Origin of the sequence: Pseudoblastomonas marina (genome assembly GCF_034374265.1) — a bacterium.
Lineage (GTDB): Bacteria > Pseudomonadota > Alphaproteobacteria > Sphingomonadales > Sphingomonadaceae > Alteriqipengyuania_A > Alteriqipengyuania_A marina.
Window position 1 is genome coordinate 1,185,336 of record NZ_CP139718.1, and the last position, 20,262, is coordinate 1,205,597.

The 20,262-nt window shown below is 65.6% G+C and carries 22 protein-coding genes and 1 tRNA gene; 3 read left to right on the top strand and 20 right to left on the bottom strand.

All coding sequences use genetic code 11. The features are described 5' to 3' along the window. Nucleotides 1-10: 10 nt before the first annotated feature. The 10 genes from T8S45_RS05735 to T8S45_RS05780 all read right to left on the bottom strand — a co-directional run bounded on the left by T8S45_RS05735 (nt 11) and on the right by T8S45_RS05780 (nt 8,141). Nucleotides 11-1,972: a potassium transporter Kup gene (locus T8S45_RS05735; RefSeq protein WP_322295008.1), complete on the bottom strand. Its 1,962-nt coding sequence runs from the start codon at nt 1,970-1,972 to the stop codon at nt 11-13. A gap of 103 nt (nt 1,973-2,075) precedes the next feature. Next, on the bottom strand, nt 2,076-2,735 hold the full coding sequence (locus tag T8S45_RS05740; protein ID WP_322295009.1) for a tetratricopeptide repeat protein: 660 nt from the start codon (nt 2,733-2,735) through the stop codon (nt 2,076-2,078). Further along, a complete protein-coding gene (locus T8S45_RS05745; protein WP_322295010.1) occupies nt 2,735-3,145 on the bottom strand; it encodes a cytochrome c-type biogenesis protein in 411 nt (136 codons plus the stop codon). The genes T8S45_RS05740 and T8S45_RS05745 overlap by 1 nt, the downstream gene beginning before the upstream one ends. Then, on the bottom strand, nt 3,142-3,672 hold the full coding sequence (locus T8S45_RS05750) for a DsbE family thiol:disulfide interchange protein (RefSeq protein WP_322295011.1): 531 nt from the start codon (nt 3,670-3,672) through the stop codon (nt 3,142-3,144). Before T8S45_RS05750 ends, T8S45_RS05745 begins: the two co-directional genes overlap by 4 nt. Further along, nucleotides 3,672-5,609: a heme lyase CcmF/NrfE family subunit gene (locus T8S45_RS05755; protein WP_322295012.1), complete on the bottom strand. Its 1,938-nt coding sequence runs from the start codon at nt 5,607-5,609 to the stop codon at nt 3,672-3,674. Before T8S45_RS05755 ends, T8S45_RS05750 begins: the two co-directional genes overlap by 1 nt. Continuing rightward, nucleotides 5,606-6,061 carry a cytochrome c maturation protein CcmE gene (ccmE, locus tag T8S45_RS05760; RefSeq protein ID WP_322295013.1) on the bottom strand — a complete coding sequence of 152 codons (456 nt, stop codon included), beginning with the start codon at nt 6,059-6,061 and terminating at the stop codon, nt 5,606-5,608. The genes T8S45_RS05755 and ccmE overlap by 4 nt, the downstream gene beginning before the upstream one ends. After that, nucleotides 6,058-6,201 carry a heme exporter protein CcmD gene (gene ccmD, locus T8S45_RS05765; RefSeq protein ID WP_322295014.1) on the bottom strand — a complete coding sequence of 48 codons (144 nt, stop codon included), beginning with the start codon at nt 6,199-6,201 and terminating at the stop codon, nt 6,058-6,060. The genes ccmE and ccmD overlap by 4 nt, the downstream gene beginning before the upstream one ends. Further along, on the bottom strand, nt 6,198-6,917 hold the full coding sequence (gene ccmC, locus T8S45_RS05770; RefSeq protein ID WP_188642048.1) for a heme ABC transporter permease CcmC: 720 nt from the start codon (nt 6,915-6,917) through the stop codon (nt 6,198-6,200). The genes ccmD and ccmC overlap by 4 nt, the downstream gene beginning before the upstream one ends. A gap of 38 nt (nt 6,918-6,955) precedes the next feature. Next, complete coding sequence (locus T8S45_RS05775) at nt 6,956-8,020, bottom strand: Leu/Phe/Val dehydrogenase (RefSeq protein ID WP_322295015.1); 1,065 nt, start codon at nt 8,018-8,020, stop codon at nt 6,956-6,958. 44 nt (nt 8,021-8,064) lie between these two features. Then, nucleotides 8,065-8,141, bottom strand: a tRNA-His gene (locus T8S45_RS05780). A gap of 205 nt (nt 8,142-8,346) precedes the next feature. Here T8S45_RS05780 and T8S45_RS05785 point away from each other — a divergent pair. Both T8S45_RS05785 and T8S45_RS05790 read left to right on the top strand, forming a co-directional pair. After that, the gene (locus T8S45_RS05785; RefSeq protein WP_322295016.1) at nt 8,347-8,979 is read left to right on the top strand and encodes a prolyl hydroxylase family protein; all 633 of its coding nucleotides are present in this window, start codon (nt 8,347-8,349) and stop codon (nt 8,977-8,979) included. Further along, nucleotides 8,976-9,293, top strand: coding sequence for a TraR/DksA family transcriptional regulator (locus T8S45_RS05790; RefSeq protein ID WP_322295017.1), 318 nt, complete (start codon nt 8,976-8,978; stop codon nt 9,291-9,293). The genes T8S45_RS05785 and T8S45_RS05790 overlap by 4 nt, the downstream gene beginning before the upstream one ends. A gap of 91 nt (nt 9,294-9,384) precedes the next feature. Here T8S45_RS05790 and rpmE read toward each other — a convergent pair whose 3' ends face one another. The 10 genes from rpmE to pyrH form a co-directional block, all read right to left on the bottom strand. Next, on the bottom strand, nt 9,385-9,615 hold the full coding sequence (gene rpmE / locus T8S45_RS05795) for a 50S ribosomal protein L31 (RefSeq protein ID WP_188642052.1): 231 nt from the start codon (nt 9,613-9,615) through the stop codon (nt 9,385-9,387). A gap of 97 nt (nt 9,616-9,712) precedes the next feature. Beyond that, nucleotides 9,713-10,168 (bottom strand): 3-hydroxyacyl-ACP dehydratase FabZ, encoded by a 456-nt coding sequence (gene fabZ / locus T8S45_RS05800; RefSeq protein WP_322295018.1) that lies wholly within the window; start codon nt 10,166-10,168, stop codon nt 9,713-9,715. 62 nt (nt 10,169-10,230) lie between these two features. Continuing rightward, nucleotides 10,231-10,905: an OmpH family outer membrane protein gene (locus T8S45_RS05805; protein WP_322295019.1), complete on the bottom strand. Its 675-nt coding sequence runs from the start codon at nt 10,903-10,905 to the stop codon at nt 10,231-10,233. Further along, nucleotides 10,905-13,619: an outer membrane protein assembly factor BamA gene (gene bamA, locus T8S45_RS05810; protein ID WP_322295020.1), complete on the bottom strand. Its 2,715-nt coding sequence runs from the start codon at nt 13,617-13,619 to the stop codon at nt 10,905-10,907. Before bamA ends, T8S45_RS05805 begins: the two co-directional genes overlap by 1 nt. Before the next feature lie 166 nt (nt 13,620-13,785). Beyond that, nucleotides 13,786-14,925, bottom strand: coding sequence for an RIP metalloprotease RseP (rseP, locus tag T8S45_RS05815; RefSeq protein WP_322295021.1), 1,140 nt, complete (start codon nt 14,923-14,925; stop codon nt 13,786-13,788). Nucleotides 14,926-14,928: 3 nt separating this feature from the next. Then, entirely contained in the window at nt 14,929-16,086 is a 1,158-nt protein-coding gene (gene dxr / locus T8S45_RS05820) for a 1-deoxy-D-xylulose-5-phosphate reductoisomerase (RefSeq protein ID WP_322295022.1), read from the bottom strand. Further along, nucleotides 16,083-16,772: a phosphatidate cytidylyltransferase gene (locus tag T8S45_RS05825; protein ID WP_322295023.1), complete on the bottom strand. Its 690-nt coding sequence runs from the start codon at nt 16,770-16,772 to the stop codon at nt 16,083-16,085. The genes dxr and T8S45_RS05825 overlap by 4 nt, the downstream gene beginning before the upstream one ends. Continuing rightward, nucleotides 16,762-17,403: a polyprenyl diphosphate synthase gene (uppS, locus tag T8S45_RS05830; RefSeq protein ID WP_322295197.1), complete on the bottom strand. Its 642-nt coding sequence runs from the start codon at nt 17,401-17,403 to the stop codon at nt 16,762-16,764. Before uppS ends, T8S45_RS05825 begins: the two co-directional genes overlap by 11 nt. 151 nt (nt 17,404-17,554) lie before the next feature. Continuing rightward, a complete protein-coding gene (frr, locus tag T8S45_RS05835) occupies nt 17,555-18,112 on the bottom strand; it encodes a ribosome recycling factor (protein WP_322295024.1) in 558 nt (185 codons plus the stop codon). A gap of 3 nt (nt 18,113-18,115) precedes the next feature. Beyond that, nucleotides 18,116-18,841: a UMP kinase gene (gene pyrH, locus T8S45_RS05840; protein ID WP_188642059.1), complete on the bottom strand. Its 726-nt coding sequence runs from the start codon at nt 18,839-18,841 to the stop codon at nt 18,116-18,118. A gap of 148 nt (nt 18,842-18,989) precedes the next feature. Between pyrH and T8S45_RS05845 the strand changes: the two genes are divergently transcribed. Continuing rightward, nucleotides 18,990-20,219, top strand: a complete 1,230-nt coding sequence (locus T8S45_RS05845; RefSeq protein ID WP_322295025.1) for an MFS transporter — start codon at nt 18,990-18,992, stop codon at nt 20,217-20,219. Nucleotides 20,220-20,262: the final 43 nt, after the last annotated feature.

Sequence of the window (20,262 nt, forward strand, 5' to 3'; positions counted from 1 at the left end):
TTCCCCAGGACTAGATCTTCAGCTGGCTGCCCAGTTCGACCACGCGATTGGTCGGCAGGCGGAAGAAGTCCATCGGCGTCGCGGCATTGCGCAACATCCACGCGAACAGCTTTTCACGCCACAGCGCCATGCCCGGATTGTCCGAGGCCAGCAGCGTCTGGCGCGAGAGGAAGAAGCTGGTCTTCATTAGGTCGAACGGTCCGCCGCACAGATCCTGCGCGGTCAGCGCCTTGGGCAGGTCGGTTTCCTCGACGAAGCCGTAATGCAGGACCAAGCGATAGAATCCGTCGCCCAGGTCGATCATCTCGCAGCGGTCGGCAGGATCGACCACCGGCACGTCTTCCACCTGCACCGTCAACACCACCACGCGCTCGTGCAGCACCTTGTTGTGCTTGATGTTGTGAAGCAGCGCCGATGGCACGCCCTTGCTTGCAGAGGCCATGAAGATCGCTGTGCCCGGCACGCGCTTGGCCGACGAGCGCGCGCTCTTGGCGAAGACTTCGAGCGGCAGCCCGCTTTCGGCCATGCGTGCGCGCATCAGCTTGCGTCCCCTCGCCCAGGTGGTGAGCATGGTGAAGACCACCCCACCCACGACCAGCGGGAACCACCCGCCATCGGGGATCTTGGTCAGGTTCGCGGCGAAATAGGCCCCGTCAACCACCAGGAACAGCAGAACCACCGGCGCGGCATACCACCACTTCCATTTCCACACGCCGACCAGCAGCACCGCCATCAGCAGCGTATCGATCGTCACCGCACCGGTCACCGCGATGCCGTAGGCGCTCGCGAGGTTGGACGAGTCCTTGAAGGTCAGCACCAGCAGGATCACCGCCACCATCAGCGCCCAGTTGACGACCGGGATGTAAATCTGCCCGGCCTCGGTCTCGCTGGTGTGGCGGATCGACATACGCGGGATAAAGCCGAGCTGCATCGCCTGGTGGGTGATCGAGAACGCGCCCGAGATCACCGCCTGGCTGGCGATGAAAGTCGCCATGGTGGCAAGAATCACCAGCGGCAGACGCAGTTGTTCAGGCGCCATCAGGAAAAACGGGTTGCGGACTGCCTCTTGCGCCTCGGCCAGCGGCAGCGAGGCGATCATCGCCGCCTGGCCGAAATAGTTGAGCAGCAGGCACGGCATGACGAAGCCGAACCACGAAAGCCGCATCGGCCCGCGTCCGAAATGCCCCATGTCCGAATACAGTGCTTCGGAACCGGTCACCGCGAGGACCACGGCACCCAGCGCGAGGAATGCGACGAAGCGATCGGTGATGAAGAACTGGATCGCATAATAGGGGTTGAGCGCGGCGAGGATTTCGGGGTGGCCGACGATCTGGATCGTGCCGAGCGTGGCGATCACGCAGAAATACACCACCATCACCGGGGCGAAGAGCTTGCCCACCGTTGCCGTCCCGCGCTTTTGCAGCAGGAACAGGAACACGAGGAGAAACAGCGCGATCGGAATGACAAGCGGATCGAGAGATTCATTCACCACCGTGAGCCCCTCAACCGCGGAGAGGACGGAAATCGCCGGTGTGATCATGCTGTCGCCGTAGAACAGCGAAGTTGCAAAGACGCCGAGAAGCACGACGAGCCATGCCCATCGGCCCCCTTTCATACGGCGCGAGAGCAGCGCAACCAAGGCGAGGCTGCCACCCTGCCCGTTATTGTCCGCGCGCATCAGGATGGTGACGTACTGGATCGCGACGACCAGCAGCATCGACCAGAAAATCAGGCTGACGACGCCGTAGATGTGCAGCGCGTCGACCGGGATCGAATAGTCGCGCTGCGCCGAAAAAGTCTCGCGGAAGGCGTAGAGCGGGCTTGTGCCGATATCGCCGAACACGACGCCGATCGCGCCGAGCGCGAGTGCACCCTTGGTCGCACCCTTGCGATGGCCGCCATTGGCGGTCCGGTCCTTGGCGGCCCCGGAATCGCCGGGTTCGGGAATGTTGTCGCTGGTGCTAGCGCTCATCGCAGTGCCTGTTGCTGGCCGACTCGAAGTGCGGATGCGGTCGATCCCGCAGGCGCGAAGGCGCGCGCTCTATCACCACGCGGCAGCCAGGGCAAACGTGCGTTCATTCCGTCTCGCTTCGGGGCGATTCCGGCATCCGGCGAGCGCGCTCGAGCATCATGCCGAGTTGCGCCACCCGCGCCTCCATCACAGCGCGTGCGGGTGTGCCCTCTTCGGTACGCTCGAGCGCGAGCGCCCACAATTCAAGCACTCGATCGAATTCGCCCGCGGTGAGCCAGCCGACGCCGAGGAAGAAATAGGGTGCCGGATTGGCCTCGTCGGCGATCGCGGCGCGGCGATAGGCCTCGGTCGCAGCCTCAGTGAGATTGCCTTCGGCCTGCGCGAACAGGGCATTGCCTAGCGCGGTCCAGGCCTCGGAATCCTGGGGGTTTTCGCGCAGGTAGCCATTGAGGAGACCGGCCGCGTATTCGAACCGTCCATTGCGGGCGAGTGCATCGGCGGTGACGATCTCGCGGGTCGGCGAGATCGCTTCGTCCTCGAACTGGCGGCGCGCCTCGACCAGTGCGGCTCCATCGTAGCCGGCCTCGCTCGTAAGTTGCTTGGGCGCACCCGCCTGACCGGGTTCCGATTGCAGGGCATAGCCGGCAGCCCCGAGCACCAGCGCCGCAGCGACCGCTTCCCACGCGCCGCGCTCGAGCTTGAGCACGACCACCAGCGCCGCCATCACCAGCACCACGAACAGGATGATAGGGATCCACGCCATCAGCCGCGTCCCTTGCGCCGGATCCGGCTCCAGGCAAGCCCGCCGACCGCAAGCAGGATCAGCAGCGGCCCGGCGAAGAGCGGCCAGGTCGTGGCGTCGAGTTCGGGTTCGAAGGTAACGTAGGCGCCATAGCGTTCGACCAGCCAGTCGCGGATTTCGTCGGGGCTTTCGCCTTCCGCAATTCGCTCGCGCACGAGGCTGCGCATGTCGGCCGCCATCGGCGCGTCGCTGTCGGCGATCGACTGGCTCTGGCAGGTGATACAGCGCAGCGAGTGCATGAGGTCGCGCGCCGCGGCTTCCTGCGCCGGATCTTCCAGCTGGCGATCGGCATAGGGACTCGTCACCGCGGCTTCCTGCGAGGCGAGCGGTTGCGCGACAAACGTCAGCAGCAGGGGTGCCAGCCACTTCATCGTGACGCCTCCCGCCACTTCTCGATGATTTCCGGCACCTGTTCGGGGCGGATTTCGCCGATATGCTGGTAGCGGATCACCCCCGCACCATCGACGATGAAGCTTTCGGGCACGCCCGCGCTGCCTAGCATCACCTGGAAGCGGCCATTCGGATCGGCCCCGATGCGCTGGAACGGATCGCCATATTGCGCGAGGAAGGTCTGCACCTGGGCCGGTGTATCGCGCACTGCGACCGCATCGATCGGCACGCCGGCTCGCGCGAGTTCGACCAGCTGCGGGTTCTCGACCCGGCAGGGGATGCACCAGCTCCCGAAAACGTTGATCATCCGCGCCTCGCCCGCTCGGAAATCGGCGCGCGAGAGGCCCGGACGACCGGCAATCTGCGGGTCGAGCGCGAATTCGGGGAGCTGCTGGCCGACCAGCCGACTGGGGATGTCGCGCGAAGGAGGTGCGACCAGCGCCCAGATCGCCAGGCCTGCGAAAGCCACAAAGATCACTAGCGGGACCCAGATGAAGAGCTTGCGCATCAGGCGACCTCCCGCCGTTGGGTGGCGCGCCCTACGGCGATCGACCGGCGCAAGGCCGAGCGTGCGCGGTCCGACAAGGCCAGCAAGCCGCCCAGCGCGACCAGCAGCGCACCATACCAGATCAGCGTCACGAAGGGTTTCCACCACAGGCGGACCTTGCGCTTGCCGCTTTCGGCGGGCTCGCCGAGCACCGCGTAGAGCTGCCCGTTCCAGCGCGTCCACAGCGCGGCTTCGGTGGTCGTCTGCGGAGGCGACCAGAAGCTGCGACGCTGCGGGGAGAGGATCGTTGCGATCGCGCCGTCGCGCGAAACGGCAAGCTCACCCTCAATTGCGGTCCAGTTGGGCCCGGCTACGGGTATGGTGCCGCGCAGCGTGACGTCCCATCCGCTGATCCGCGTGCTTTCGCCGGGGGTCAGCGACACAAGGCGTTCCTCGATGAACGCGCTTTCCGCCGAGGCGCCCGCGAGCGTTACCGCGAGCCCGAAATGCGCGACCACCATGCCCCACAGCGTCAGCGGGGCGCGCCATGGCTTGCGGCGAGCCAGCGGCAACAGGCTGGCGAGCGCGAGGCCGGCGGCAAGCACGAGGCCGGTGCCCGACAACAGCCCTGCCCTGCCGTCGATCACCACCAGCAGCGCCACGAAAGCCATCGCCGCGAATGCGGGGGCGAGGCGCTGGACCACCGGGGTCCATTTCGTGTCGCGCCAACGCAGCAGCGGGCCGACCATCATCGCCAGCACCAGCGGAAAGAAGAAGATCGCGCCGACCGGGTTAAAATAGGGAGGTCCGACCGACACGCGCGTCCCCATCGACTCGGTGAGCAACGGGTAAAGCGTGCCGAGCAGCACGATCCCGAGCAGCGCGGTCAAGAGCACGTTGTTGACCACGAGCGAGGCCTCGCGGCTCTTCCAACTGAAGCGCGATCCCTCGGCAATCTTGCCCGCCCGCAGCGCGAACAGCGCAAGCGCACCGCCGATGAAGATTCCGAGCAGGACAAGGATGAAGGTCCCGCGCTCGGGGTCGACGGCGAAGGCGTGCACGCTCGTCAGCACACCCGAACGGACGAGGAAGGTCCCGACCATCGCCATCGAGAAGGCGACCACGGCGAGCATCACCGTCCACACGCGCAAGGCATCGCGCGAGGCGAGCACGCTGGTCGAATGGAACAGCGCCGTCGCCGCCAGCCACGGCATCAGCGAGGCGTTCTCGACCGGGTCCCAGAACCACCATCCGCCCCAACCGAGTTCGTAATAGGCCCACCACGAACCGGCGGCGATCCCGAGTGTCAGGAAGACCCAGGCGGCGAGCACCCAGCTGCGCATCGTGCGCGCGAAATCGCGCCCGACCTCGCCGGTCACCAGTGCGCCGACCGCAAAGCTGAATGCCACCGAGAGCCCGACATAGCCGAAGTAGAGAGTCGGCGGATGGAAGGCGAGGCCCGGGTCCTGCAGCAGCGGGTTGAGCCCGTTGCCCTCGACCGCGGGGGTCGCGAGCCGCTCGAACGGGTTCGAACTGATCAGCAGGAACGCGTAGAAACCCAGGGTCACGATCGCCTGCGCGCCGAGCGTGGCGCGCATCGTTGCGGCCGACAGCCGCCGTTCGAACAGCGCCACCAATGCACCGGAGAACGCCATCACCATCACCCACAGCAGCATCGAGCCTTCGTGGTTGGCCCATGCGCCCGACAGCTTGTAGACGAACGGTTTGGCCGAGTGCGAATGCTGCGCGACCAGCGCCACCGACAGGTCGGTGCGTGCGAACAGCCATACCAGCATCGCGAAGGCAAAGGCGGCGAGCAGCCCCTGCATCACCGCGACCGGCCGGATCGCCTCCCCGAGCACCGCCGCGCCGCGCCCGGCAAGGATCGCCGCGAACAGCTGGAATCCGGACAGGCCCGCAGCGAGCCACAGCGCCAGCAGCCCCAGTTCTGCGATCACTTTGTGGTCTCCGCGACCGCAGCCTTGGCCTGCGCGGCAGTCATTTCTTCGAGTTCGCGTGGCACGTAGTTCTCGTCATGCTTGGCGAGCAGCGTATCGGCGACGAAGGTCCCTTCCGGTGTGAACCGTCCCTCGGCCACGACGCCCGATCCCTCGACGAACAGGTCGGGCAGGATGCCGCGATAGCGCACCGGGACCTGCGCCTCGCCGTCGTGCACGGTGAACAGGATCGAGACTCCGTCGTCTGCCTGTCCGAGCGATCCCTCGAGCACCATGCCGCCGAGGCGGATGTTCTGGCCGACCGCGGGCGGATCGCTCTCGACCTGCGCGGGCACGTAGAAATAGCTCGCCTGGCTGCGCAGCCCCCACATGGCGAGCAGCACCGCGCCGACGATCGCGACGAGCGCGACGCCGAGCAACGCCATCCGCTGGTGCTTCGGTTTCCAGCTCACTTGCGCTTGGCCTCCTCACGCCGCTTCTCGGCGCGACGCATCGCGATCCAGCTCCAGCCGACCAGCGCCAGCGTCGCCAGCGCCGCAACGGCGTAGGCGGCAAGCACATAGGGCCACTGGTCGATCGATTCGCGGATCATGGCTGCATCGCCTTGCGGCGCAGCCGCGCCTCTGCCTGGCTGTGGGCGAGGATCGCGCGCATCCGCGCCAGCAGCACTCCGCCGAAGATGCAGGTGAATCCGAGCACTGCGATGCCGAGCGGCCACAGGAACGCCGCGTCGATCGACGAGGTGCCCGCGGTGATGCTCGCGCGCTGGTGCTGGGTTTCCCACCATTCGACAGAGCGGTTGATGATCGGGATGTTGATCGCGCCGACCAGTCCGAAGATCGCCGGGATCCGACGCGAAGCCTCCGATTGCGCGGCGCCGTTCGACAGCGCGATATAGCCGAAATAGAGGAACAGCAGGATCAGGAAGCTGGTCAGGCGCCCGTCCCATACCCACCACACGCCCCAGGTCGGGCGCGCCCAGATCGAGCCGGTGGCGAGGCAGATCGCGGTGAAGCAGGCGCCGGGCCAGGCAGCGGCCCGCGCGGCGATGTCTGCAAGCGGGTGGCGCCAGACCAGATAGGCGAAGCTCGCCCCGGCGATCGTGGTCCAGCCGGCCATGCCGAGCCACGCGGTGGGCACGTGCACGAACAGGATGCGCACGGTTTCGCCCTGCAGTCGTTCGGGCGGGACTTGCGTCAGGCCCCAGGCCAGCGCTCCGCCCGCCAGCACGAGGCCGACGACCAGCAACACCGGCGTGAGCCAGCGCGCAATCTTCAGGAAACGGGCAGGATTGGCATATCCGTGCATGGTGCGGCCTTAGCGGCTTTCGCGCCCTCGCCCAATGTCTATCCGCGCCCGATCAGTTCTTGCGCGCGGGCGTCGGCGATCTCGGCCGAAGTCCGGTCCGAGTTGGCGGCCTCTTCCCAGATCGACACCAGCCGCCCCGGAATTTCGGCGATCCGCTCGCGCACTTCGGCGACGTCGACTTCGCGGTTTTCGGTCTTGGCGAAATATTCGCTCGCGACCGAAATGATTCCGCCGGCATTGATGACGTAATCGGGGGCGTAAAGGATCTCGCGCTGGGCGAGCAGCTTCCCGTGTTCTGGGCGCGCGAGCTGGTTGTTCGCGCCGCCCGCCACGATCGGGGAGCGCAGCGCGGCGATGCTGGCATCGTCGAGCACGCCGCCCAGCGCGTTGGGACTGAACACGTCGCATTCGACCTGCATGATTTCGTCGGTCGAGACGATTTCGGCACCGAGCTCGCTGGCGAGGTCGTTCGCGCCGTCGGCATCGATATCGGCGAGCGTCAGTTTCGCTCCGTCCTTGGCGAGAAGGCGCGCCAACCGTCCGCCGACGCTGCCGGTGCCCTGGATCGCGACATGCACGCCGTCCATGCTGTCGCGGCCGAGCTTGAACTTCGCCGCGGCCTGGATACCGAGGAAGATCCCGAACGCGGTGAACGGGCCGGGATCGCCGCCCGCATTGTCGCCTTCGGCCGGGAGACCCGAAACGAAGGAGGTGCGTTCGGCCACGGCCTGCATGTCGGCGACCGAAATCCCGACATCCTCGGCGGTGACGTAACGACCGCCGAGGCGTTCGACTGCATCGCCGAAGGCGGCGAGCATTGCCGGCGTCTTGGTGCGGTCTTCGTCGGCGAGGATCACCGCCTTGCCGCCGCCCATCGGCAGGCCGGCCATGGCGTTCTTGTAGCTCATCCCGCGCGACAGGCGCAGGACGTCCTTCACCGCGTTGGTCTTGTCGGCATAGTGCCAGAAGCGCGTGCCGCCCGCGGCGGGGCCGAGATGGGTCGAATGCAGCGCGATGATCGCGCTAAGCCCGCTGGCGTGATCGCGAACGAAATGGACGACTTCGTGATCGTCGTAATCGGGCAGGTCCCAAAGTGCGCTCATCACGCCTCTCCCTATCGGGGCACGCTGCGATTGAAGGGGGCGGATGGGGCGATCGAGGGGTCTCGAACCCCCGACCTCCGGTACCACAAACCGGCGCTCTAACCAACTGAGCTACGATCGCCATACCGCCGCAAAAGCGTGCCGAAAGGCCCGCTTAGGCACGTCGCGTTCCCCGTTTCAAGCAAGGAATTGCGAGGCGCGCGCCTGTTGCACAGCGGGCCCGATTTGGGAAGTAAAAAGTGCTTCGCAACCCGATTATCGCAATATTGTGTCGTGCCCAGAATCGACCGGTTGGCGAGCGGCCTGCGAGTCGGTATCCACCGGGCATGCATTCGGCCGGCGAGACGACTCCGGAAATCCTGCGCGCCCATCCCGGCGTCAGGCATGCCCCCACGCCCAAGCTCGACCTGTTCATGGTCGACGATTTCCTGCCCGACGAGCTGTGCGATGCACTGATTGCGCTGATCGAGGCCGATCGCCGTCCCTCTACCGTGGCGGATTACAATGGCGACGTGCATTTCCGTACCAGCGAGACCTGCGATCTCGACGTGACCAATCCCCATGTCGCCGAGCTCGAACGCCGGCTCGACGCCTTTCACGGCATCGACCCCGCGCATGGCGAGACCCCGCAGGGCCAGCGTTACGCGGTGGGGCAGGAATTCAAGCAGCACACCGACTGGTTCAATCCCGACGGGGAGGACTGGGAGAGATATTGCAGCGTCGCGGGCCAGCGCACCTGGACCTTCATGATCTACCTCAACGATGTCGAGGCCGGTGGCGGCACGCGGTTCAAGGCAATCAGGAAGACGGTGCAGCCCAAGAAGGGCAAGCTGCTATGCTGGAACAACCGCAAGCCCGACGGCAGCGGCAACGTCAACACGCTCCATCACGGCATGAAGGTGCGCAGCGGCGTGAAATACGTGATCACCAAATGGTATCGGGAAAGGCCATGGCAATGAGCGACTACAGCGAACTCGAACAGCAATTGCGCACCCGGCTCGACGAGCTGATCGAACGCGCCGACGTGATCGAGGACGATCTGCGTCATCCGCTCGAATCGGACCTCGACGACCAGGCGATCGATCTCGCCGACGACGAGGCACTGACGGGAGTCGACGATGTCCTCAAACAGGAGATCGCGCAGGTCCGGATGGCGCTCTACCGGATCGAGAAGGGCACTTACGGCCGGTGCGCGGTGTGCGGCGAGGAGATCGCGATCGAGCGGCTCCGCGCGAGGCCGATCGCCACGCGCTGCGTCCGCCACGCTAGTTGACCGAAAAGAGAACGGCCAAAAAAATAGAAAGGGCGGCCCCGTCGGACCGCCCTCCCCGGCCGATCTTGCGATCGGCAAGCTGTTGAAGCGCTTACTTCTTCTTGAGCGAGAGCCCACCGAAACGCTTGTTGAACTTGTCCACGCGACCGCCCTTGTCGAGCAGACGCTGGCCGCCGCCGGTCCAGGCCGGGTGGCTCGTCGGGTCGATGTCGAGCGTCAGCGTGTCGCCTTCGCTGCCCCAGGTGGAGCGCGTTTCGAACTCGGTGCCGTCGGTCATCTTGACCTTGATCGTGTGGTATTCGGGATGCGTATCGGTCTTCATGTCATATCTCCGCGAACGGACCGGTTCCGACCGGCCCTCGGATGATGGAATTTCGGTGAAGCGTGCCGTTAATCGCGGGCGCGCGAAAACGCAAGCACTATGCGGGAGGATCCGCGATCATCGCGGTGAACTCGACATTGCAGGTCGTCTTGCCTTCGACGCTGGCCTCGCCCTTGAACTTGTAGACGCGGCTGCGCTTCTGGACGAATTCGACCTTGAGATCGAGCAGGCAACCCGGCTCCACGGGGGAACGGAACTTGGCGTTCTCGATCCCCATGAAATAGACCAGCTTGCCCGTACCCGCGAGTTCGAGCGTTTCGATTCCGAGGATCGCGGCGGCCTGCGCCAGCGCTTCGACCTGCAGCACGCCGGGCATAATCGGACGGCCCGGGAAGTGCCCCTGGAAGAATTCCTCGTTGAAAGTCACGCCCTTCACGGCGTGAATGCGCTCACCCTTCTCGAGCTCGCGCACCCGGTCGACCAGAAGCAGCGGATAGCGGTGCGGAAGCGCCTTCAGCACCTTGGTAATGTCGAAAGACGTATCGTCCGCCATGGTTGCCCCTTGTCGGATGGATTCAACGATCGGCCCGCCCCCGCGCGGGGGGCGGGAACCGATTACATGCGCGAGTCGCCGGTGGTCTGCGGCGGCTGCTGCTGCTGTGCAGCCTGCTGGGCGGCGGCCATCAGCAGCTGCTGGACCTGCTGGAACACCGCAACCGCCTGACGGCTCGGCTGCCAGTCGGCAGGAATAGCGGTCTGCACGCTGGGCAGAGCGGTGTTGATCGCCGTCACGACCTTGGGCGTGATGTCCGCACCCTGCTGGGCGTAAAGGACGCTGTCGGGCGACAGGAGCACGGCCACGCCGTCCTGCGTCACGATCTGCTGTACGGTCGTGCTGTACTGGCGCAGGATCTGCTCCACGGCATAGACGCGCGCGCGGTCGATCTGGTTCTGCAGGCCGGCGATCTCCTGGTCGAGCTGAGCGTACTGCTGCGCCTGCGGCGTGCCCTGCGCGGCGCGCTGCTCGTTTTCGTCGAGATTGCCGTCGCTGTTGGTGTCGAGCTGCTGGAGCAACGTGTTCTGCTGCTGCTGGCGCTCCTGGATCGTGGTGCGCTGCGTCTGGTAGGTCGCGGCAATCTGCTGATAGGCGGACTGGAAGGCCTGCGTCTGCGCGACCGCGGCGGGGGCGTTCACGATGGCGATGGAGCCCTGCACCTGCGCGGCGGCGGGAGTCGCGGCGGCGGCCCCGGCGGTCAGCGCGAGTGCGGCGGTAAGTGCTTTGAATTTCATTAGAATTGCGTTCCTACATTGAATGTGAAGGCCTTCGTGTCGTCGCCTTCCTGCTTGACCAGGACATGGGCGAAATCGATCCGGAAAGGACCGAAAGGCGAGTTCCAGTTCACGCCGACGCCGATCGCCACGCGCGGTGCAGCGGTGTCGCCGACATATTCCTCGACAAAGGGCGGGATCGTACTGCCGATCGCCGTATTGGCGGAGCCGTCCGGCGCCAGCGGATTGGTCGTGATGGAGGTTTCGGGCGTTCCGTCGCCGTTAGTATCGAATACCTGGCTGAACAGGGGATTACCGTCGGTATCCCGGCTCGGCAGGAATATCCCGTCCGGGAACGGACTTTGCTGGAGGATCGGATCGCGCAGCCCGAAGACCGCGCCGACATCGGCGAAGATCGACGGCCGCAGCCCCAGTTCGCGCGCACCCGATCCCAGCGGGATCTCGAGTTCGGCCCGGCCGAGGTAATAGGCCTTGCCGCCGAGGGCATCGTCGACCACCCGCTCGCGGTCCTGCAAGGGCACGCCTACGCCGTTCTCGTCGGCGATGATCGGACGGCGGATCACGCGCGGACCGATGCCGCGGATGTCGAAACCGCGGATCTGTCCTTCGCCGAGGAAGAAGCGGTCGGTCAGGCGAACGTCGTCAGTGCCGGGGATGCCGCGATCGTCGAACGAGCGGATCGCACCGCCTTCGCCCCTGAGGGAGAAGATGAAGCCGTTGCCGAGCGGGAAGTACTGCGACGCGTTGAGGCGCAGGCGCAGGTAGTTCACATCGCCGCCGAGGCCAGCGAAATCGGCATTGAAGGTGACCAGCTGGCCCTTCGACGGACGGACGCGGTTGTCGAGACGGTCATAGACCACCGACGCACCGAGGATCGAGCTGACCCGATTGCCGAGCGAATCGCACAGGTAGCGACCGGCAAGCAGCGGTTCGCACGACGGCACGCCGTCGCCATCGAGGTCGGAGAAGAACTGGCTCTCGTCGACCGTCACGTCCTCGAAATTGAGCGTGTAGCGACCGAGCGCCGAGATATATTCGGTGATCGGGATGCCGAGGCGCGCCTGCAAGCCCGCGGTCTGCTGCTCGTAAGTGGTGTTCCGCAGGTTGCGGAAACCGTTGTCGAGATCGCGATAGTAGATATCGATCCCGGCCGAGATGTTGCGATCGAACACGTAGGGTTCGGAGAAGCTCAGCTGCGCGCTGCGCGAATAGCCAGAATAGCTCGCGCTGACGCCGACCGTCTGGCCGCGCCCACGGAAGTTCTTCTGACGGATCGAGCCCTGGAAGATGAACTGCTCGATCGACGAGAAGCCTGCCGAAAGCTGGAGTTCGCCGGTCGGCTTTTCCTCGATATTGGCTTCGAGCACGATCCGGTCGGGCGCGCTGCCCGGCTTCTGTTCGACTTCGAAGCCTTCCTGGAAATAGCCCAGCGAATTGATCCGCGCATTGGTGCGCGCGATCGCGAAGGAATTGAACGCATCGCCCTCGACCACACGGAATTCGCGGCGGATGACCTTGTCCTGCGTCAGCGTGTTGCCGTTGATGTCGATCCGCTCGACGTAGACCCGCGGCGCTTCGTTGATCAGGAAGGTCACGTCCATCGTGCCGGCTTCCTTGTTCCGCTCGAACTGCGGACGGACGTCGGCGAAGGCATAGCCGAAGGCACCGGCGGTTTCGGTCAGCTGTTCGACAGTGTCCTCGACCGCCTGCGCGTCGTACCAGTCGCCAGTGCTCATCGGCAGCTGGCTGGTCAGGACGCTCGAGTCGAAATCGCGGATCTGGCTGTCGACCTTGACGTCGCCGAACTTGTAGCGCTCGCCCTCTTCCACGACGTAGGTGATGATGAAGTCGCGCCGGTCGGGCGTGAGCTCGGCCACCGCCGAGACGACGCGGAAGTCGACATAACCGTTGGTGAGGTAGAACTTGCGCAGGTTCTGCTGGTCGAAGGCGAGGCGATCGGGATCGTAGCTGGTCCCGCTCGACAAGATGCGCAGGAAGCTCGCTTCCTTGGTCACCATCTCGCCGCGCAGGTCGCCGTCGGAGAACACCTCGTTGCCGATGATGTTGATCTTGCGAACCTTGGACTTGGGACCTTCGTCGATCTCGAAAATCACGTCGACACGGTTCTGGTCGAGCATCACCATCTTGGGCTCGACCGTGGCGGCGAAGCGGCCCTGGCGCTTGTACAGCTCGATGATGCGGTTGACGTCCGCACGCACCTTGGCGCGGGTGAAGATCTGGCGCGGCGACAGCCGGATTTCGGGCAGGATCTTGTCGGGCTTGAGCCGGTCGTTGCCCTCGAAGATGATGCGGTTGATCACCGGGTTCTCGACCACGGTGATGACGATGTTGCCCTGGTTGTTGCGGATCGTGAAATCCGCGAACAGCCCGGTCGCCGCGAGGTCCTTGAGCGCCTGGTCCGCCGCTTCGGGCGTATAGGGCTGGCCGTTGCGCAGGCGGATGTAGGATATGATCGTGTCGGGCTCGAGCCGCTGCGCACCGATCACCGCGATCGAGCGGATGATGTCGGGCTGCGCCTGAGCGGGCTGCGGCGCGGCAGTCGGCGTCGGTGCGGGGGTCGGCGCGGCCTGGGCGCCGGTGTCCTGCGCCAGAGCGATGCCCGGCATGCCGGCCAATGCGGTTGCGGCGAGAAGCGAGGCGACGGAGCGCGTCTTCAACGTGAAACGATCCCGTCCGGAAACTTGAGCGGTCATAAGGGTCCCGATTGCAGATTTTGCGCCGACGCCCCGGGCCGGCCAGTAAAGTCGCGCGTTGTTGCCGACGGGCCCAACGCACCCGTCGCCCCTTGCCCGAAGCGTGTGAGAGTATCAAGTTCGCGTCGCATCTGCGGCGCAGGCCCTCCCCGAATTTCCGCCCTGATCAACCGCCGAAGATCGGCAGCGAGGCGATATCGTTCACCGTGACGAACAGCATCAGCGCGAGCACGAAGGCTAGACCGGTGCGGAACGCCCACTCCTGACCGCGGGGACCGATGGGTTTCCGACGGACCGCTTCGGCCGCGTAGAAAGCCAGGTGCCCGCCATCGAGGGTCGGGATTGGCAGGAGGTTGATGAATGCCAAGTTAAGCGAGATCAGGGCGATGAAATTGACGAAGGCGAGCGCTCCGAGGGTCATTTGCTCGCCCGAATACTTGGCGATCTTGATCGGCCCGCCGAGTTCCTTGACCGAGCGCGTCCCGCTCACGATCTGGCCGATCCCGGTGATCATCATGTCGACGATCAGCACGCTCTGGCGCCCTGCCATGCCGATCGCCTCGATCGGACCGACGGGAACGAATTCGGGCGGGCTCGGCTCGGCCATGATCCCGATCAGGCCGATATCGCTCTTGTTGCCGAACTCGTCGGTGATGCTTTCGCGCCGCGTGGTGACGGGGATGCCGACCCGCTCGCCATCGCGCATGACATGGACCGTGATCTCGGTCCCGGGGCGATAGAAGATTTCGCGCTGCACCTCGCGATAGGTCTCGGTCTCGACATCGTCGACGGCGACCACCCGGTCCCCGATCCGGATCCCGGCATCGCGCGCGGGCGATTGCTCGGCATAGCCGGTGACGACGCTCTCGTTCTCGACGTCGCCGGGCACCGGCTTGCCGTAAATCATGAAGAACGCCGCGAAGATCAGCACCGCGACCAGCAGGTTTGTGACCGGGCCCGCGAGCACGATCAGGCTGCGCTGCCACAGCGGCTTCAAATGAAATTGCTCGCTGCGCGCTTCGGGAGCGACAGCATCGAGCGCATCCCTGTCCGGAATGCTCGCCGGGTTCATGTCGCCTGCGAACTGGACGTAGCCGCCCAGCGGGAGCGCGGAGAGCTTCCAGCGCGTACCGCGGCGGTCGGTCCAGCCGGTCAATTCCTTGCCGAAACCGATCGAGAAGGCCTCGACCTTCACCCCGAACCAGCGACCGACGAGGTAATGACCCAGTTCGTGCACCAGCACGAGCGGGCCGAGCACCAGCGCGAAGGCGAGGATGTAGATCAAGAGGTTGGGGCTATCGAACACGGATCAAAGGCTTTCCAGTACGGCACGGGCGGTGGCACGCGCGCTTTCGTCCAGCATCGTAACGTCGTCGAGCGAGTTCGGTGCCGGATCGTCCTGGTGCCGTTCTAGCACGACCTCATTAACACAAACGATATCGGTGAACTTGCAGCTCCCGTCGAGGAACCGCGCCACCGCGACCTCGTTGGCGGCATTGAGCACGCAGGGTGCGCCCCCACCTGCCTGCGCCGCCTCGCGCGCGACCCGGGTGGCGGGGAAGCGCTCCTCGTCGGGAGCCTCGAAGGTGAGGGTGCCGAGCGCGGGCAGATCGAGCGGCTCCATCGGCGTGTCCATCCGGTCGGGCCATGCGAGCGCGCTGGCGATCGGCACGCGCATGTCCGAAGGGCCGAGTTGAGCCAGTGTCGAGCCGTCGCGATATTCGACCATCGAATGGATCACGCTTTGCGGATGGACCACGATATCGAGCCGGTCGAGACCAACCGGGAACAGGTGGTGCGCCTCGATAAGTTCGAGGCCCTTGTTCATCATCGTCGCCGAATCGACGCTGATCTTGGCGCCCATATCCCAATTGGGATGCGCGACCGCCTGCGCCGGAGTCGCGGCCTCGAGCTCGGCCTGGCTCCAGCCGCGCAACGGGCCGCCGCTGGCGGTCAGCGTAATGCGACGGACGTCCTCGATGCGGTTGCCCTGGAGGCACTGGAAGATCGCATTGTGCTCCGAATCGACCGGCAGCAGCGTCGCGCCATGCTTCGCTACCGCGGCGGTCATTACCTCGCCGGCAGACACCAGCGCTTCCTTGTTCGCAAGCGCGACCGCCCCGCCGCGCTCGATCGCCGCCATGGTGGGCCTGAGGCCCGCACAGCCGACGATCGCGGCGACGGTGACGTCGGCCGGGCGCGCGGCGGCCTCGACCAGCGCAGAAGCGCCGCCGGCCGCCGCAATGCCGCTGTCGCCGAGCGCGTCGCGCAGGTCCGAAAGGCAGCTCTCGTCTCCGACCACGGCGATCTCGGCGCCGAACTCCCGCGCCAGCTTGGCCAGTTCGGCCGCGCTGCAATTGGCGGTCAGCGCGACGACCCGCCAGCCGGCGCGGTTGCGCCGCACGAGGTCGAGCGTCGAGGATCCGACCGAGCCGGTCGCGCCGAGAATGGAGATCGAACGGGTCATGGGTGGGCGGCCCACAGAAAATACGAGGCGATGGCAACCGGCAGCATGCCGTCGATACGGTCGAACACACCGCCATGGCCCGGGATGAGACGCGAGGAATCCTTCACTCCTGCGCGCCGCTTGAGCCAACTTTCGAAGAAGTCGCCCGCCTGCGCGAGCACTGCGAGCACGGCGCCGATCGCGAAGGCGATGAACAACATCGGCCGCAGCTCGAATTCGCCGGTATTGTAGACGAATGCGCCGGCTGCAACGAGCCCCGCCGCGATCGCTCCGCCGACAAGACCCGCCCAGGTCTTGGACGGGCTGATCCGGGGCGCGATCTTCGGGCCGCCGATCGTCCGCCCGCTGAAATAGGCCCCGGTATCGGTCGCGATCACCACCGCGATCACGCCGAACACCACCGCGACCGGCAGGATCGCGAGCGCGTAGCCGGCGATCGCAATATAGGCCGCCCCCGCGAACACCGCTAGCGTGGCGGCAGGGCCCCGCCCCCACCCGCGCCGGACGAGGCGACTGAATTCGAAGAAACACGCTCCCGCGACGAGCGCGACGAACACATGCCACACGCTCCCTCCGGCCCACAGCGCGCCCGCCGCCAGCACGATCATCACCGCTGCCGATGCGGCGCGCACCGGCAGGTCGCTGGTCTTCACCGCGACGGGGACGGGTTCGCTCTCACCGGCCACCGAAACGGCGCTCCCGGTTGGCGAAGTCGTCGAGCGCGGCGCGAAGGTGATCGGGGGTGAAATCGGGCCACAGCGTGTCGACGAACATCATCTCGGCATAGGCCGCCTGCCACAGCAGAAAATTCGACAGGCGGACTTCGCCGCTGGTGCGGATCAGCAAGTCGAGATCGGGCAGCGCCGCGGTGTCGAGGTTTCTCGCGATACTCTCGGCGGTAATCTCCCCCGCGTCCGCAGCCGTGGCCGCGGCGCGCGCGATTTCCTGCTGCGAGCCGTAATTGAGTGCCACGGCAAGCGTGCGGGTGCCGTGCTTCGTGCGCTCGAGCGCATCCTCGAGCAATTCGACGATATCGGGCGCAAGTCCTTGCCAGTCGCCGATAATATGGAGCTTCACGTCGTTCTCGATGAACTCGGGCAAGTCCGATTTGATGAACTTCCGCATGAGGTTCATCAGGTCGTCGACCTCGTCCTCGGGGCGCTTCCAGTTCTCCGAGCTGAAGGCGTAGAGGGTCAGGCACTCGAGATCGATGTCCTTCACCGCGCGCACGATCGCGCGCACCGCCTCGACCCCGCGCTTGTGCCCCATCGCGCGCGGCAGGTGCTTGCGCTTGGCCCAGCGACCATTGCCGTCCATGATGATCGCGACGTGTCTGGCGCGGTTTGCGGTCAGGGAACGATACTCCACATCCGTTCGTGCCGAGCCGGTGGCGCCGTACGCCCTCTGCGACTGCGTAGCACGTTTGCGCGAACGCCCCGAGCCAAGCTCGGGACGAACCCGGAAAAGCTCACTGAGTGAGGATTTCCTTTTCCTTCTCCTCGGCGGCCTTGTCGGCCTCGGCGACATATTTGTCGGTCATTTCCTGGACCTCGGTCTCGAGACGCTTCTTGTCGTCCTCGCCGATTTCCTTCTTCTTCTCGTCGTCCTTGATATTTTCCATCCCGTCGCGGCGGACGTTGCGGATCGCGATCCGCGCCTTCTCGGCATATTGCCCGGCGAGCTTGGCGAGCTCCTTGCGGCGTTCCTCGGTCAGGTCGGGGATCGGCAGTCGCACGGTCTGGCCGTCGGTCTGCGGGTTGAGACCGAGCCCGGCCTTGGTGATGCCCTTTTCGACCGCCGAGACATTGGCCTTGTCCCACACCTGCACCGCGAGCATGCGCGGTTCGGGCGCATTGACCGTGGCAACCTGCTGGAGCGGCATCAGCGAACCGTAGACCTCGACCTGCACCGGATCGAGCAGCGAGACATTGGCGCGGCCCGTGCGCAGGCCCGAAAGGTCGCTCTTGAGCGCCTCGACCGCGCCTTTCATCCGGCGTTCGAGATCGGATTTGTCGTATTTGGCCATCGCTCAGCCTTCCTTTGTCTTGACTATGGTCTGCACGCCTTCGCCCGACAGGACCCGCGCCAGATTGCCCTTCTCGCGGATCGAGAAGACGACGATCGGGATGTCGTTGTCGCGGCAGAGCGCCACGGCCGAGGCATCCATCACCTTGAGATTGTCCGAGAGCACACGGTCGTAACTCACGGTTTCGAAACGTTTTGCGTCCGCGTTCTTCTTGGGGTCGCTATCGTATACGCCGTCGACGCTGGTGCCCTTGAGCAGCGCGTCGCAGCGCATTTCGGCCGCGCGCAAGGCAGCCCCGCTGTCGGTGGTGAAATAGGGCGCGCCGACGCCGGCGGCGAAGATCACCACGCGGCCCTTTTCGAGATGCCGTTCGGCGCGACGGCGGATCACCGGTTCGCACACCTGGTCCATCTGCACCGCGCTCTGTACCCGGGTTTCGACGCCCAGCTGCTCGAGCGCATTCTGCATCGCGAGCGCGTTCATCACCGTCGCCAGCATGCCCATGTAATCGGCCTGTGCCCGGTCCATGCCCTGCGCCGCGCCCGCCATCCCGCGGAAGATATTGCCGCCGCCGATCACGAGGCAGATTTCGAGCCCGGTTTCCTTGGCGGTCTTCACCTCGCGCGCGAGCTCCTGCACGAAGCCGGGATCGATCCCGAACTCCTGCTCGCCCATCAGCACCTCGCCCGAGAGCTTCAGGAGGATGCGTTTGGCGGAGGTGAGCGGCATGGATGATTTTTCCGTTTTCTGGCGGGCTTGCGGCTCCTTAGCCATGATTGACGGACACGCAAAGGGAAAGGGGGCGCTGTGAGCGCGAGAGGCCGAGGAGGCGCACTGCGCTGGCGAATGGCAGCGCTCGAGCCTATAGCGCGCGGCCATGATTGCCGCGTTCAACCAGGTCCGGACCTTCCTGCTTGCGATCTTCATGATCATGGCGGGCAGCGGTTTCCTGTCGACGCTGCTCGCGGTGAGGCTCGAGAACGACGGCACGGCGGCGCCGCTGATCGGCCTCGTCGGCACGGCCTATTTCGCGGGTCTGACGGTCGGATCGCTTCGGGTCGGCGGATTGATCGCACAGGTCGGTCATATCCGCTCGATCGCGGCTTTCGTCTCGGTTTTCTCGGCCAGCAGCCTGTCCTATGCCCTGTGGCAGGACGTCGCTTTCTGGGCGGTGTTGCGCTTTATCGACGGCTTCGCGATCGCGGGGGTGTTCGTCTGCCTCGAAAGCTGGCTGAGCGAGCGCACCGACACACGCACCCGCAGCTCGGCGCTCGCAGCCTACATGGTGGCGCTCTATCTCGGCCAGGCGATGGGGCAGTTCCTGCTCAATATCGGCGAGGACGCCCCCGCCCTGCCCTTCATGTTTTCGGCCATCCTGCTGTCGTTGGCGCTGCTGCCGGTGGTGCTGACGCGGGTCCCCCAACCCGACATCGGCGAATTGCAGCCGCTCTCGGTCACGCGCCTCTATGCCATTTCGCCGCTGGGGATGATCGGGACCGCGGCGACCGGACTGATGCTGGGCGCGTTTTATGCCCTAGCCGCGGTGTTCGTGCGGCGGGTGGGGCTGAGCCTTGCCGACGTCGCCTTCTTCACCTCCTGTGCGATCGGCGGCGGGGTGCTGTTCCAGTGGCCGCTCGGCTTGCTGTCCGACCGGTTCGACAGGCGCAAGGTGATCGTGGCGATCTTTCTAGCCGCGGCGCTGGTCGCCAGTGCGATCGCGCTGGTCGGCGACCATCGCGGCCTGCTGTTCGTGCTGGGCAGCCTGTTCGGCGGTGTCGCTTTCGCGCTTTATCCGCTGTGCGTCGCGCATACCAACGACCATATCGAGGCGCATGAGCGCGTCGGGGCGAGCGGCGGCCTCGTCCTGCTCTATTCACTCGGCGCGGTGGCGGGACCTCTGGTCGGCTCGCTGGCGATGGCAATGGCCGGACCGGCAGGCCTGTTCGGTGCGATCGGCGCGACCGCGCTGCTGGCGACCGGCTTCGGCCTGTGGCGCGTATATGCCGCCGATCCGGTTCCGAGCGAGGACCAGTCCGCCTTCCAGAGCATCCCGCGCACCAGCGCCGTGGCGCTGGGGGCGGAAGAAGAGAGCAGCGAGGACCGGTAGGTTTACGCCGCCCTCTACGGCGCGAACGAAAACGGCCGCCGGA

What these genes read in the sequence shown, in the direction of transcription:
- pyrH (WP_188642059.1), bottom strand. Translation starts at nt 18,841, where the DNA reads ATGCCGCTCACCTCCGCCAAACGCATCCTCCTGAAGCTCTCGGGCGAG.
- T8S45_RS05740 (WP_322295009.1), bottom strand. Translation starts at nt 2,735, where the DNA reads ATGGCGTGGATCCCTATCATCCTGTTCGTGGTGCTGGTGATGGCGGCG.
- ccmD (WP_322295014.1), bottom strand. Translation starts at nt 6,201, where the DNA reads ATGATCCGCGAATCGATCGACCAGTGGCCCTATGTGCTTGCCGCCTAC.
- T8S45_RS05735 (WP_322295008.1), bottom strand. Translation starts at nt 1,972, where the DNA reads ATGAGCGCTAGCACCAGCGACAACATTCCCGAACCCGGCGATTCCGGG.
- dxr (WP_322295022.1), bottom strand. Translation starts at nt 16,086, where the DNA reads ATGACCCGTTCGATCTCCATTCTCGGCGCGACCGGCTCGGTCGGATCC.
- bamA (WP_322295020.1), bottom strand. Translation starts at nt 13,619, where the DNA reads ATGACCGCTCAAGTTTCCGGACGGGATCGTTTCACGTTGAAGACGCGC.
- uppS (WP_322295197.1), bottom strand. Translation starts at nt 17,403, where the DNA reads ATGGACGGCAATGGTCGCTGGGCCAAGCGCAAGCACCTGCCGCGCGCG.
- T8S45_RS05750 (WP_322295011.1), bottom strand. Translation starts at nt 3,672, where the DNA reads ATGCGCAAGCTCTTCATCTGGGTCCCGCTAGTGATCTTTGTGGCTTTC.
- T8S45_RS05805 (WP_322295019.1), bottom strand. Translation starts at nt 10,905, where the DNA reads ATGAAATTCAAAGCACTTACCGCCGCACTCGCGCTGACCGCCGGGGCC.
- T8S45_RS05775 (WP_322295015.1), bottom strand. Translation starts at nt 8,020, where the DNA reads ATGAGCGCACTTTGGGACCTGCCCGATTACGACGATCACGAAGTCGTC.
- T8S45_RS05785 (WP_322295016.1), top strand. Translation starts at nt 8,347, where the DNA reads ATGCATTCGGCCGGCGAGACGACTCCGGAAATCCTGCGCGCCCATCCC.
- frr (WP_322295024.1), bottom strand. Translation starts at nt 18,112, where the DNA reads ATGGCCAAATACGACAAATCCGATCTCGAACGCCGGATGAAAGGCGCG.
- fabZ (WP_322295018.1), bottom strand. Translation starts at nt 10,168, where the DNA reads ATGGCGGACGATACGTCTTTCGACATTACCAAGGTGCTGAAGGCGCTT.
- T8S45_RS05745 (WP_322295010.1), bottom strand. Translation starts at nt 3,145, where the DNA reads ATGAAGTGGCTGGCACCCCTGCTGCTGACGTTTGTCGCGCAACCGCTC.
- T8S45_RS05845 (WP_322295025.1), top strand. Translation starts at nt 18,990, where the DNA reads ATGATTGCCGCGTTCAACCAGGTCCGGACCTTCCTGCTTGCGATCTTC.
- T8S45_RS05790 (WP_322295017.1), top strand. Translation starts at nt 8,976, where the DNA reads ATGAGCGACTACAGCGAACTCGAACAGCAATTGCGCACCCGGCTCGAC.
- rpmE (WP_188642052.1), bottom strand. Translation starts at nt 9,615, where the DNA reads ATGAAGACCGATACGCATCCCGAATACCACACGATCAAGGTCAAGATG.
- ccmC (WP_188642048.1), bottom strand. Translation starts at nt 6,917, where the DNA reads ATGCACGGATATGCCAATCCTGCCCGTTTCCTGAAGATTGCGCGCTGG.